This is a genomic window from Streptomyces sp. NPDC085946 (assembly GCF_044540485.1).
GTDB lineage: Bacteria > Actinomycetota > Actinomycetes > Streptomycetales > Streptomycetaceae > Streptomyces.
Genome location: NZ_JBITSF010000004.1, coordinates 41,854 through 53,878, shown reverse-complemented (window position 1 = coordinate 53,878; position 12,025 = coordinate 41,854). Strand labels below are relative to the sequence as shown.

Here is a 12,025-nt window from a genome sequence, read left to right as displayed (position 1 = left end):
CCGGAGCGCGGCCCGCGCGGGCCGCCGCCCCGGCCCGCCGGGGCGGCGGAGGCCGGGGCGCGTGCCGGGGCGTCACAGCTGCCGCCGCACGAGGTGGCCGAGCAGCGACCGCAGGTCGCCGGCCGCCTTCGTCTCCAGCGGCACGCCCGCGAGGACCGACTCCACGGCGGTGAGGTGGTGCCGCGCCGCGGCCAGGGCCGCGGACCGGCCGCCCGCCTCCTCGATCAGGTCGGCGGCGGCCCGCGGATCGGTGTCCAGCAGCGTGGCGAGACGTCCGGCCGCGGGGGAGCCGAGCGCCACCAGCACCGGGAACGTCTTCTTCCGCTCGCGCAGGTCACCGTGGACGGGCTTCCCGGTGACGGCCGGATCGCCCCAGATCCCCAGGACGTCGTCGACGATCTGGAAGGCGACCCCGAGGTGCCGGCCCGCCCGGTCCAGGGCGGCCGCCGTCCCGGGGGCCGCGCCGCCGAGCACGGCGCCCAGCGCGGCGGCGCACCCCAGCAGGGCACCCGTCTTGTGCTCGGCCATGGCCCGGTACTCCTCCGGCCGCACCCGCTCCGGCCCCGTCCAGGGGCGCGCGGCGAACAGCAGATCGTCGGCCTGCCCGCGCACCAGGTCGCCCAGGGCCGCGGACAGCGCCCGCACCGCGCCGGGGCCGCCGGGCTCGGCGGCGAGCGTCTCCACGGCCAGCGCGAACAGGGCGTCGCCCGCGAGGACCGCGGGCCCGGTGCCGTACGCCGTCCACACGGCCGGGCGGCCCCGCCGGGCGGCGTCGCCGTCCATCACGTCGTCGTGCAGCAGGGAGAAGGCGTGCACCAGCTCGACCGCGACGGCCGCGGCCACCCCGGCCCGCGCGGGCACACCGGCGGCCTCCGCCCCCAGCACGGCCAGCGCCTGCCGTACGCCCTTGCCGCCGGAGGCGTCGGCCGGAGCGCCGCCCACCTCGCACCAGCCGAAGGAGTAGGCGGCCATCTCGCCGACCCAGGGGTGCATCCGCGCCACGGCCGCGGCCAGCGCGGGCCGCACCGCGTCCCGGCAGCGCTCCAGGACGGCGGAGGCGGGGACCGGGCCGGCGGCGGGGAGCGCCGTCACCGGGCGACCTCCGTGGCGGGGCCGGTGTGCGTCACCGGGGCGGCGTTCGCGCCCGCGGGGGTGCCCACGGCGGTGGTCGTGTCCGCATCCGCCTCCAGCTCCTCCTGCGCCCGCGCCACCATCTCCCGGGCGTGCCGCAGGCCGATCCGTTCCACCGTGCGGGCCAGGTCGGCCAGTTCGGCAGCGATCTGTGCCCGGTCGTGGCCCAGCCGGGCCAGCGACTTGGCCAGCCCGAGCCGGGCCAGGGCCTCCCCGCGCGGTTCGCGCATGGCGCGGAACTCCGCCAGCGCCTGCTCGTACAGCGCGCGGGCCTCGGCGTAACGGCCCGCGCGGTACAGGACGTTGCCGCGCATCTTGTGGTTGTAGGCCAGCGCGCCGGACAGCTTCATCGCCCGGCAGGTCGTCTCCGCCTCGGACAGCAGGGCCAGGGCCCGTTCGGTGTCCCCGTCGCGTACGGACACCACGTCGGCGAGGCCGCGCAGCGCCCAGGCGTGGCCGCGCCGGTCGTCGGCGCGGGCGGCGATCCCGGCCGCCTCCTCGAACAGGGCGTACGCGGTGTCGTAGGCGCTGGTGTTGCGGTGCATCTGCGCGATGCCCTCCAGGGCCCACACCGTGTGCCGGGCCTCGCCGCGCCGCCGGGCCTCGGCCAGCAACTGCTCGTGCAGCCTGCCCACGGCCTCGTAGTCGCCCTGGATGCGGCCGGTCTCGGCCAGTCCCGCCAGCGAGTAGCCGCGCACGACGACGTCACCGCCGCGCTCGCCCAGGTCGGCCGCCAGCCGGAGGAGCCGGCGGGCGAGGGGGAAGGCCCCGCGCTGCCGGGCGAGGGTGCCGCCGCTCCACAGCGCCCACGCCATCACCGCGAGGTCGCCCGCCTCGCGCGCCGCCCGGTAACTCGCCTTCCACGCCCGGTCCGCCTCCTCGACGCGCCCCAGCCGGCGGTGCGCCTCGGCGACCGCCAGCCCGGAACGCGCCGCCTCGCCGGGTGTCCCGGCCCGTTCGGCCGCCCTCAGCCGTTCGGTGCCGGCGGCCAGGACGTCGGTGAGGGAGGAGTTGACGGACAGGGTCGTGAGGGTGCCCTGGTACTCCGGGGCGAATGCCTTGCCGTACATCGGTGCCTTTCGGTCCACGGGCACGCCGAGGACACACCGCACGTGTACATCTTGTGTATACGCGGAGTGTATACATGGCGTGTATATAAGGTCGGAAAAGAGCCCCGGCCCGGGGGACCGGGGCATCGCCTGCTGCCGGTCAAGACGGCGGAGGGACCGGCCGGGTTGCCCGTGAGGCGCAGATCACGTGACGGGGCGTCAGTGCTGCTGTGCCTTCTGCGGGGTCGCCTCGCTGGGCCGGACGACGACGTGCCCCTCGCCCTGGAGCATGAGCTGCACCGCCTCCCCGGAGCCGCCGCGCAGCATCGAGCCCAGGGACTGCGAACGGTGCAGCGAGGTCGCGAGCCCGGCCGTCCAGCCGACCACCGCGTCCGTGTCGACGTACACCGGGTGCGCCGGCGACACCGGGATCACCAGCGGATTGCCCTCGCACACCAGCCCCAGCCGGCCCTGCCCCGTGAAGACGCTGTTGAACAGGCCGCCGCCGGCGATGCCCGCCCCCTTCACGGTGGCGATGCGGTACGACAACGAGGCGTCGAAGCACAGGACGTTGCGGCCGTTGACGGTGAACTCGTCGCCCGGGTCGACCTCGACGACGAACACGTTCTGCGCCTCGTGCGCGAACCACGCCTCGCCCTGCCCGCGCACGGTCATCAGCGGCAGCCCCTCGCCGGTGACCGCGCGTTTGAGCATGCCGCCCACGCCCTGCCCCTTGCGCTCGAACTGGAGGTCGCCGCGGTAGGCGACCATCGCGCCCTGCCGGGCGAGCATCTCGCCGTCGACGGTGTAGCGGACGCACTTGGCGTTCTCGACCGTCATGCCCGGCGCCGTGGCCGGCCGCACCATGTGCTCACTGGAGAAAAGGTCACCCTTCATGCGGGCATCCTCGCCCGGACGGTCTGCTTCCGGCTACCTCACGGACGGGTGACCGCCCGGCCCGCCCGCGTCAGGCGCCGAAGAGCTGCGTCCAGTACGTGCCCGCCCGGCCGCCGCCCGCGAAGCCGATCCCGATGTGGGTGAAGCCGGGCCCGAGGATGTTGGCCCGGTGGCCCGGGCTGTTCATCCAGCCCTCCACCACCTCGGCGGGGGAGCGCTGGCCGCAGGCGATGTTCTCGCCGATCGAGCGGCGGGCGGAACCCGCGGCGGCGGCGCGGTCCCAGGGGCGGCCGCCGTCGGGGGAGGTGTGGGAGTAGAAGTCGCGGGCCACCATGTCCGCGCTGTGCGCCTGGGCGGCCGCGGTGAGGTGCGGGTCGGGCGCCACCGGACGCAGGCCGGCCCGGACGCGCCGCCGGTTGGTCAGGTCGACGACCTCGGCCGCCGTGCGGGCCAGGCCGTCCGGGGTGAAGGGCCTGGCCCACAGCGCCGTCCAGTAGACCTCGCCCGAGGGACCGTCACCGCAGCACGCCAGGCCGGCGTGGGTGACGGCCGGGTCCTCCAGGGTGCGCCGGCTCGCCCGGCCGCCCAGGCAGTGGGCGAGGAACTCGGCGGGCGTGCGCGGCCCGGAGACCAGGTGCTCCCCGATCGTCAGATACGGGTACGCGGCGGCGGTGACCCGCTGGTAGACGGAGACGCCGTCCCGGCTCTCGACGCCGAGGCGGCCCGCCGCGGCCATGGCGGCGGCATGGGCCCGGGCGGCGGCGACCAGACGCGCGTCGGCGGTGACCGGCGGCGAACCGGCCGCCGCGCGGGCCGCGTTGACGCGGTCGAGGTAGCCGTCGGGGACGAGCGGGCCGTCCGCTCCGAAGGAGGACGCCGAGGGGACGGCGGCGGCCGGCCGGGGCGGGAGGGGCGGAGGCGCGGGGTGGGCCGGCCGGCGGGGCGGCGAGGCCGGTGCGGCGCGGGGAACCGGCGGCGCGCCGGCCGCGGCCCCGGCCGCCCGGTGCACCGCGCCGGGCGCGGGCGCCGGTTCGTCGTCCACGACGTCGACGCCGAAGTCCCGGGCGAGCCCGGCCAGTCCGTCGGCGTACCCCTGGCCCAGGGCGCGCAGCTTCCAGCGGTCGCCGCGCCGGTAGATCTCGGCGAGCAGCAGGACGCTCTCCGGTCCGGGGCGCGGCGGGGTGAACCGGGCGAGCGGGCGGCCGTCCGCACCGCTGACGTGCAGCGTGGGGGAGGGCAGGCGGCTCAGGGAGGTGCCGGGCTCGGCGGGGCTGACGGCCACGGTGACCCGGGTGGCACCCGGGCGCAGCCGGGCCGGGTCGACCCTGAGCGTGTCGCCCGTCAGCCGGGCGCCGGGGGCCTCCGGCTGGTTGTAGAACACGAAGTCGCCGTCGTCGCGCACCCGTCCGCCGTCGTCCGTGACGAGCCCGGACACGTCGAAGGGGCCGGGCACCCGAACGGTCACGACGCCGCCGGGCAGAGGCACGTTGCCTCCGGGGACCAACTCGCTCATCGGACCGCCCTGCTGTCGTCGTACCGGACCGAGGGATCACCGAGGAACACCGGGGACGGTGCCCGGACAACGGTAGCCCCGGCGCGGGGGTTCCCGCCGGGCCGCGCACCCGGCGGGAACCCCCGCGCCGGGCCGGACGGACCCGGGAGCCCGGGTCTCAGCCGTGCAGCGTCCGCGCCCAGTCCGCCGGCACCCGCCCGGCCGGCCCCGGAGCCGGCTGGTCCGCGGGGCGGCTGAGCGGCGGTGCGAGCTCCGGGCCGGACTCGTACAGCTCGTCGGCCGCGTAGTCCCAGAACCAGGTCTCGCCCGGCTCGTAACTCCGCACCAGGGGATGCCCGGTGGCCCGGTAGTGCGCCGTCGCGTGCTGGGCCGGGGAGCTGTCGCAGCAGCCCACGTGCCCGCACTGCGCGCACCGCCGCAGGTGGAACCACCACCCGCCCTCGGCCTCGCACTCGGCGCACCCCGTACCGCTGGGCGGCACGCTCGGGTCGATTCCGCTGCCCTCGGTCATACCGTCTCCTCGGTGTTCTCGTTCCCGGACGCGGGCTCCGGCGCGGTGAGCGGGAGCAGCACCTGGAACCGCGTGTCCCCCGGCACCGACTCCACCTGGAGCCCGCCGTGGTGCTTGTTCACCACGATCCGCCAGGAGATGTCCAGTCCCAGCCCGGTGCCCTCGCCCACCGGCTTGGTGGTGAAGAAGGGGTCGAAGATGCGGCCGCGGATCTCCGGCGGGATCCCGACGCCCGTGTCGCGGAACTCCACCAGCAGCCGGTCGTGCTGCCGCGCCGTGCGCACGGTCAGCGTGCCGTCCCCGCCGGCGCTGTGGACGGCGGAGACCGCGTTGTCGATGAGGTTGGTCCACACCTGGTTGAGCTCCGCCGGGTAGCAGGGGACCTTCGGCAGCGTGCGGTCGTAGTCCTTGACGACCTTGATGCGCTCCCCGAGCTTGCCGGAGAGCATCAGCAGGGTGCTGTCGAGGAGTTCGTGCACGTCGACGACGCGGTACGGCGCGCGGTCGAGCTGCGCGTACTGCTTGGCGGCGTCGACCAGGTGCGAGACGCGGCCCGTGGAGTCCTCGATCTCGTTCACCAGCAGCTCGGTCTCGACCGTGTAGTTGAGCCAGCCGATCGCGCCCGGGAGGATCTCCGCGTCGACCTCCGCGGCGACCTGCTCCAGCCAGTCCACGTCGAGCCCCGCCTGCACGAAGGTGGGGGCGATCCGCCAGCCCTCCTCGACGCCGTGGTCGTCGAGCCAGTCGGCCAGGGCGTCCTCCCGGTCGGCGGCCTCCAGCGGGCTCAGGGCGGGCGCCTTGCCGACGCGCTCGGCCGTGCGCTCCTGGATCTCGATCAGGTTCGCCAGCGCCTCGCGCGAGTACGGCCCGGCGGAGATGACGCGGAGCTTGTGGCGCATCTTCGCCACCCGCTCCCGCAGCGTCGCCGTGGCCCGGACGGCCGCCGCGGCCGGGTTGTTCAGCTCGTGCGTCAGACCGGCCGACAGCGAACCGAGGGCCAGCAGCCGCTCCCGCTGCCCGATCATCTGCTGCGTGTTCTTCGAGCCGAAGAACAGCCCTTCCAGCAGGTGCACCGCCATGGGGAACCACTCCTGCATGACGGCGGCGAAGGTGTCGGCCGGCAGGACGAAGAACCGCGTCGGCTCGGTGACCCGCATCGAGCTGTTGTAGACCTGCCGGACCCGGTCCCCCAGATAGGCCTGCATCGCCCCGGCGTACACCCCGGGCTGCGAGGTCCGGTTCACCTCGACGTCGTCGCCGCCGACCCGGCGGGAGAGCACGACCGTGCCCTCGATCATCACGTAGAAGCAGGTCGCGGGATCGCCCTCCGCGTACACGGGACCCGGCTCGAACCGCTCGACCCGGCCTTCGGCGCACAGCCGGCCGAGCTGCTCGGGGGTGAGCTTCTCGAACAGGAACAGGGAGCCGATCTCCCGCGGGCTGCACGGCATCGGCCGCCCGCTCACGACTGCTCCAGGTACCGGTGGACGAGCATCACGGCCATGGCTCCCTCTCCGACGGCGGACGCGACGCGCTTGGCGGACTCGGCGCGGGCGTCGCCCGCCACGAACACGCCGGGCACGTTGGTCTCCAGGTGGTACGGCGGCCGGTCCAGTTCCCAGTCCGCCGGCGGCCGCCCGTCGGGCGTCAGGTCGGGCCCGGCGAGGATGAACCCGTCCGCGTCGCGCAGCACCGTGCCGTCCAGCCAGCCGGTCAGCGGCGCCGCGCCGATGAACACGAACAGCCACTGCGCGTCGACGCGTTCGACCGCCCCGGTCTCCACGTCGCGCAGGGTCAGCTGCTCCAGGTGGCCGTCGCCGTGCGCCGCGTCGACGACGGTGCCCGTGCGCACCACGATGTTGGGGGCGTCCTCGATCTGCTGGATGAGGTAGTGCGACATCGACGCCGTCAGGGACGGCCCGCGCACCAGCAGCGTCACCGACTTGGCGCCCCGCGCCAGGTACATCGCCGCCTGCCCGGCCGAGTTGGCGCCGCCCACGATGTACACGTCGTGGCCCTGGCAGGACGGCGCCTCCGTCAGCGCGGACCCGTAGAACACCCCGCAGCCGGTCAGTTCCTCGCAGCCGGGCGCCGCCAGCTGCCGGTAGGACACGCCGGTCGCCAGGATCACGCTGTGCGCGGCGACCGCCGAGCCGTCCGAGAACCGCACGACCCGCGCGGCGCCGCTGACCTCCAGCCCCGTCACCTCGCGCGCGGTGAGGATCTCGGCGCCGAACTTCGCCGCCTGCCGCCGGGCCCGCTCGGTGAGCTGCCCGCCGGACACGCCGTCGGGGAAGCCGAGGTAGTTCTCGATGCGCGAGCTCTGGCCCGCCTGCCCGCCGGTCGCCGACCGCTCCACCAGCACGGTCCGCAGCCCCTCGGAGGCGCCGTAGACGGCCGCGCCGAGCCCGGCCGGGCCGCCGCCGACGACCACCAGGTCGTAGAAGTCGGCGGTCGGCGTGGTCGCCAGTCCCACCCGGGCCGCCAGGTCGACGGCCTCCGGCTCGACCAGCGGCGTGCCGTCCGGGGTGATCACCACCGGCAGCCGCATCCCGTCCTGGCCCGCCGCGGCCAGCAGCCGCCGCCCCTCGGGCTCGTCGGCGGAGTACCAGCGGTAGGGCACCTGGTTGCGGGCCAGGAACTCCCGCACGTCCGAGGAGCGCGCCGACCAGCGGTGCCCGACGACCTTGGTGCTGGGCACGGGCCGGTGGTCGCTGCGCCGCCACGCCGCCAGCAGGTCGTCCAGCACCGGGTACAGCTTCTCCTCGGGCGGGTCCCACGGCTTGAGCAGGTAGTGGTCGAGGTCGACGACGTTGATCGCGTCGATCGCCGCGTTGGTGTCCGCGTACGCGGTCAGCAGCACCCGCCGGGCCCCCGGGTACACGTCCAGGGCCTGTTCGAGGAACTCGATGCCGTTCATCCGCGGCATCCGGTAGTCGGCGAGGATCACGGCCACCGGGTCGCCGCGCAGCTTCAGCTCCCGCAGCGCCTCCAGCGCGGACTCGCCGGACTCCGCCCGCACGATCCGGTACGACGCCCCGTACCGCCGCCGCAGGTCCCGCGCCACGGCGCGGGAGACCCCCGGATCGTCGTCCACGGTCATGATGACGGTCCGCGCTGCCTCGGCGGCCTGTGCCATACGTCCCCCACGTCGAGCGATCGGTTCACGGCACGGCGCTCCACCACCGCGCTGCGCCCATCGTAGGGTCGAACGCCGCGCCGCGCGCGGACACGGTGATCAGCGCCGCCGTGAGCCCAGCACGCAGAACTCGTTGCCCTCCGGGTCGGCGAGCACCACCCAGGTCTCGTCGCCCTGGCCGACGTCGGCGTGCCGGGCGCCGAGCGCGAGGAGGCGGGCGACCTCCGCGTCCCGGTCGTCGGGCCGGAAGTCCAGGTGCAGACGGTTCTTGACCTTCTTGTCCTCCGGCACCTGCACGAACAGCAGGGCCGGGAGACGGTCGGGCGCGGGCCGGATCTCGTACTCGTCGGGGTCGTCGTTCACCACCGTCCACCCCAGGGCCTCGGCCCACCAGCGCCCCAGCGCCACGGGATCGGCCGCGTCCACCACCAGTTGCTCCCACTCCAGAGTCATGGCGCCAGGCTAGTGGTGAAGACTGGCCCCACGCATGACCGCGACGCAGGGAGGCAGTTCGCATGACACGCCCGATCACGGCAGGGGTCGACGGCTCGGAGGAGAGCCTGGCCGCACTGGCCTGGGCGGCCCGGGAGGCCGTGCGCCGCGGGCGGCCGCTGCGGGTGGTGCACGCCTGGGAGTTCCAGTCGGCGGCGTCGGCCGAGGTCGCCGGCCGTGAGGCGCAGGAGGGGTGGGCGCGGGACGCGACGGCCGAGGCCGTCCGGCACGTCACGCAACGGCATCCGCACCTCGACGTCACCACCGACGTCCTGGAGGGCGACACCGTCGCCACGCTGGCCGGCGCGGCGGCCGGCGCGGAGCTGCTGGTGCTCGGCTCGCGCGGCCACGGCCCGATCATGGGCTTCCTGCTCGGCTCGATCGGGCAGCAGGTGATCGTGGCGGCCGAGCGGCCCGTGGTGCTGGTGCGGGCCGGGGACCGGCCCTCGGCCGAGGTCGCGGGCCACGAGATCGTCGTCGGCCAGCAGGGCGGGCCGCAGGACAGCGCCGCCGCGCTGGAGTTCGCGTTCGGGACGGCGGCCGCGCGGGGCGCCACGGTCCGCGCGGTGCGGGCCTGGACCCTGCCCCCGGTGTTCGCCTACAGCCCGGCCTCCCTGAAGCTGCTCGACGAGGCCGGGGGCCTGGAGCCGTACGAGAAGAAGGCGCTGGCGGAGGCGCTGCGGCCGTGGCGGGAGCGGTTCCCGGACGTGCACGTGGTGGAGCACGTGGAGATGGGCAGCGCGGGACAGGTGCTGCTGTCGGTGGCGGGGACGGCCCAGCTGATGGTGGTCGGCCGGCGTGCCCACCGCACGGCCGTCGGCGCGCGGATCGGGTCGGTGGCGCACGGGGTGCTGCACCACGCGGGCTGCCCGGTGGCGGTGGTGCCGCACGCCTGACCCGCCGGGCGGCCGGAGGGGCGGGGCGGCGGTGGCCGGACCGGACTCAGCCGGCCGCCGCCTCCGGCGCGTCGCCGCCCGCCGCCTCCAGGCTCTCGCCCGGGGCCGGCTCCAGCGTCGCGCGGGCCTTGGGCAGGATGGTGGCGACGTAGTCCCGCACCGCCGTGTCCAGGCCGATGTCCTGCTGGGCCCGCTCGGACAGGTACCAGCGGTGCTCCAGCAGCTGGTGGTACAGCTCGGCCGGGTCCATGTCCCCGCGCAGCTCGGGCGGCACGGAGCGCACGGTCGGACGGAACACCTCCCGCACCCAGCGGTGGGCGAGGACCTCGGGCCGGGCGCCGAGGCCGTCGCCGGGGGCGTAGTCGTCCTGGGTGGCCATCCAGCTCTCCAGGTCGTTCAGCAGCCGCCGGGCCTGGTTCTCCTCGGTGTCGAGGCCGGTCAGGCGCAGCAGCTGCCGCTGGTGGTGGCCGGCGTCGACGACCTTGGGGACGAAGGTGACCGTGTGCCCGTTGGAGGCGTGCTCGATCTGCATCTCGGCCACGTCGAACCCGAGGTCGTTCAGGCGGCGTATCCGGCGCTCGATGTAGTGGTACTTGCCCGCCGGGTAGACGGAGGTGCGGGTCAGCTCCCGCCACAGGCCGCCGTAGCGGGCGCAGATCTCGGTGCCGAACTCGACGGGATCGACGGAGGGGTGCAGCGCCCCGGACGCCTCCAGGTCGAGGAGTTCGCCGCTGATGTTGACGCGCGCGAGCTCCAGGTCGTACTCCCGCTGCCCGTCGCTCAGCCGCGGGTGCAGGTCGCCGGTCTCGGCGTCCACCAGGTAGGCGGCGTAGGCGCCGGCGTCGCGCCGGAAGAGGGTGTTGGACAGCGAGCAGTCGCCCCAGGCGAACCCGGCCAGGTGCAGCCGCACCAGCAGGACGGCGAGCGCGTCCATCAGGCGGTGCATGGTCGCCGGGCGCATCGTCGTCTCGAACATCGACCGGTACGGCAGGGAGCCGCGCAGGTGCCGGGTGATCAGCACGCTCTCCAGCGGGTCGCCGCCGGTGTCGGTGCGGCCGGTGACCACGGCCAGCGGGTCCACCGCCGGGATGCCGAGCCGGTCCAGGTCGCGCAGCAGCTCGTACTCGCGCCGGGCGGGCCGCTCGGCGAGCTCCTTGACCGCGACGACCTCGTCGCCGGCGCGGGCGTAGCGCACCACGTGCCGGGAGATGCCGCGGGGCAGCGGTACGAGGTACTCCTCCGGCCAGTCCTGGAGCGGCACGTCCCAGGGCAGCTCCAGCAGGAGCGCGGGGTGCTCCGGGTTGGTCGCGCTGATCTGCAGTGCCATGCGTCGGGTGTCCTTGCCTCGCCGGTGATCGCACCCACCTTAGAGGGCGCGCTCCCGGGCCCTGAGGGCCGCGTCGCGGATCGGGCCCCGGTGCGCGGGCCCGTGCCCGGGCAGCAGCAGGTCGCCCGCCAGGCCCGCCAGCACGTCCAGCGAGGCCACGGCCCGGGCGCGCTCGTGGTGGAACATGTCCGGCAGCAGCTGCGGGCCCGTCGTGCGGGACGTCGGGTGGCCGCTGACCAGGGCGTCGCCGGAGATCAGCACCCCGGCGTCCGGGAGGTGGAAGGCGCAGTGGCCGCCGGTGTGGCCGGGCGTGTGCACCGGCACGGGCCGGCCCGGCAGGTCGAGCGGGCCCGGCCGCGGGAACGCCTCGGGTGCGGCGACCGGGACGTGGGCGGTGCCGCCGGAGCGCAGCGCGCGCAGCGCCCAGGGCAGCACGCCCGGACGCAGGCCGTTGCGCAGCACCGTGCCGACGGACACCTGGTGCAGGAACTCCCGGCGCGCGTGCGGCACTTCGGCCTCGTGGAGGAGGACGGGGACGCCGTGCGCGGCGCGCAGGTGCTCGGCGGAGCCGAGGTGGTCGTTGTGCGCGTGGGTGATCAGCACGGCCGTGACCGCCGCCGGTGAACCGCCCACCTCCGCCAGCGAGGCCAGGAGCCGTGCGCGGTCGCCGGGGTAGCCGGTGTCGACGAGGGTGACGGCGTCCCCGTCCTTGAGGATCACCCAGTTGGTGTGGGAGCCGTGCACCAGGTAGGTGCCGTCCGCCACTTGGTGCACATCCGCCCGCACGATCGCCCCGCGTCCTCGAAGTCCCTGCCCGACGGCATCAGGAAAGCAGACCGCGGCGGGCCGGGGTACGGCGGGTCCGTGCCGACGGCCGCGCGGCCGGGCGGCGTCCGGCGCGGACGTCCCCGGTCCGCCGCGCGCGGGCGGAACCGGACGGCGATCCTCCGCCCCGTGGTCCGCGGGCTCCCGGGGACGGGGCGCTTCCGGGGCGGGGCGCTCCCGGGTGCGCCGGCGGGAGCCGCCCACGACGGGGAGGCCGCCGCGGCCCGGCGGGAGCCGCACCGCAC

At 75.7% G+C, this 12,025-nt stretch carries 11 protein-coding genes; 1 reads left to right on the top strand and 10 read right to left on the bottom strand.

Annotated features, from left to right (window positions below; genetic code table 11):
* Positions 1-72: 72 nt before the first annotated feature.
* The 8 genes from ACIF8T_RS10290 to ACIF8T_RS10255 form a co-directional block, all read right to left on the bottom strand.
* The gene (locus ACIF8T_RS10290) at positions 73-1,092 is read right to left on the bottom strand and encodes a polyprenyl synthetase family protein (RefSeq protein ID WP_400033215.1); all 1,020 of its coding nucleotides are present in this window, start codon (positions 1,090-1,092) and stop codon (positions 73-75) included.
* Positions 1,089-2,201 (bottom strand): tetratricopeptide repeat protein, encoded by a 1,113-nt coding sequence (locus tag ACIF8T_RS10285; protein ID WP_400033213.1) that lies wholly within the window; start codon positions 2,199-2,201, stop codon positions 1,089-1,091. Before ACIF8T_RS10285 ends, ACIF8T_RS10290 begins: the two co-directional genes overlap by 4 nt.
* Before the next feature lie 198 nt (positions 2,202-2,399).
* Positions 2,400-3,077, bottom strand: a complete 678-nt coding sequence (locus tag ACIF8T_RS10280) for an AIM24 family protein (protein WP_400033211.1) — start codon at positions 3,075-3,077, stop codon at positions 2,400-2,402.
* Positions 3,078-3,147: 70 nt separating this feature from the next.
* Positions 3,148-4,590 carry a CAP domain-containing protein gene (locus ACIF8T_RS10275; protein WP_400033209.1) on the bottom strand — a complete coding sequence of 481 codons (1,443 nt, stop codon included), beginning with the start codon at positions 4,588-4,590 and terminating at the stop codon, positions 3,148-3,150.
* A gap of 157 nt (positions 4,591-4,747) precedes the next feature.
* Positions 4,748-5,101, bottom strand: coding sequence for a UBP-type zinc finger domain-containing protein (locus tag ACIF8T_RS10270; RefSeq protein WP_400033207.1), 354 nt, complete (start codon positions 5,099-5,101; stop codon positions 4,748-4,750).
* Positions 5,098-6,552 carry an ATP-binding protein gene (locus tag ACIF8T_RS10265; RefSeq protein WP_400033905.1) on the bottom strand — a complete coding sequence of 485 codons (1,455 nt, stop codon included), beginning with the start codon at positions 6,550-6,552 and terminating at the stop codon, positions 5,098-5,100. The genes ACIF8T_RS10270 and ACIF8T_RS10265 overlap by 4 nt, the downstream gene beginning before the upstream one ends.
* An 11-nt stretch (positions 6,553-6,563) precedes the next feature.
* Positions 6,564-8,240: an FAD-dependent oxidoreductase gene (locus ACIF8T_RS10260; RefSeq protein ID WP_400033205.1), complete on the bottom strand. Its 1,677-nt coding sequence runs from the start codon at positions 8,238-8,240 to the stop codon at positions 6,564-6,566.
* Positions 8,241-8,339: 99 nt separating this feature from the next.
* Positions 8,340-8,693, bottom strand: a complete 354-nt coding sequence (locus tag ACIF8T_RS10255; RefSeq protein ID WP_400033203.1) for a VOC family protein — start codon at positions 8,691-8,693, stop codon at positions 8,340-8,342.
* Between the two features lie 62 nt (positions 8,694-8,755).
* On the opposite strand from ACIF8T_RS10255, the gene ACIF8T_RS10250 reads away from it, so the two are divergent.
* Positions 8,756-9,628: a universal stress protein gene (locus tag ACIF8T_RS10250; RefSeq protein WP_400033201.1), complete on the top strand. Its 873-nt coding sequence runs from the start codon at positions 8,756-8,758 to the stop codon at positions 9,626-9,628.
* A 46-nt stretch (positions 9,629-9,674) separates the two neighbouring features.
* On the opposite strand, the gene ACIF8T_RS10245 is transcribed toward ACIF8T_RS10250, so the two are convergent.
* Positions 9,675-10,955, bottom strand: a complete 1,281-nt coding sequence (locus tag ACIF8T_RS10245) for a DUF4032 domain-containing protein (protein ID WP_400033199.1) — start codon at positions 10,953-10,955, stop codon at positions 9,675-9,677.
* A gap of 39 nt (positions 10,956-10,994) precedes the next feature.
* A complete protein-coding gene (locus ACIF8T_RS10240) occupies positions 10,995-11,741 on the bottom strand; it encodes an MBL fold metallo-hydrolase (protein WP_400033197.1) in 747 nt (248 codons plus the stop codon).
* Positions 11,742-12,025 lie beyond the last annotated feature (284 nt).

Bases quoted from the DNA above. Each gene is read 5' to 3' on its own strand.
- ACIF8T_RS10285 (WP_400033213.1), bottom strand. From the start codon at position 2,201: ATGTACGGCAAGGCATTCGCCCCGGAGTACCAGGGCACCCTCACGACC.
- ACIF8T_RS10265 (WP_400033905.1), bottom strand. From the start codon at position 6,552: ATGCCGTGCAGCCCGCGGGAGATCGGCTCCCTGTTCCTGTTCGAGAAG.
- ACIF8T_RS10255 (WP_400033203.1), bottom strand. From the start codon at position 8,693: ATGACTCTGGAGTGGGAGCAACTGGTGGTGGACGCGGCCGATCCCGTG.
- ACIF8T_RS10270 (WP_400033207.1), bottom strand. From the start codon at position 5,101: ATGACCGAGGGCAGCGGAATCGACCCGAGCGTGCCGCCCAGCGGTACG.
- ACIF8T_RS10245 (WP_400033199.1), bottom strand. From the start codon at position 10,955: ATGGCACTGCAGATCAGCGCGACCAACCCGGAGCACCCCGCGCTCCTG.
- ACIF8T_RS10280 (WP_400033211.1), bottom strand. From the start codon at position 3,077: ATGAAGGGTGACCTTTTCTCCAGTGAGCACATGGTGCGGCCGGCCACG.
- ACIF8T_RS10275 (WP_400033209.1), bottom strand. From the start codon at position 4,590: ATGAGCGAGTTGGTCCCCGGAGGCAACGTGCCTCTGCCCGGCGGCGTC.
- ACIF8T_RS10250 (WP_400033201.1), top strand. From the start codon at position 8,756: ATGACACGCCCGATCACGGCAGGGGTCGACGGCTCGGAGGAGAGCCTG.
- ACIF8T_RS10260 (WP_400033205.1), bottom strand. From the start codon at position 8,240: ATGGCACAGGCCGCCGAGGCAGCGCGGACCGTCATCATGACCGTGGAC.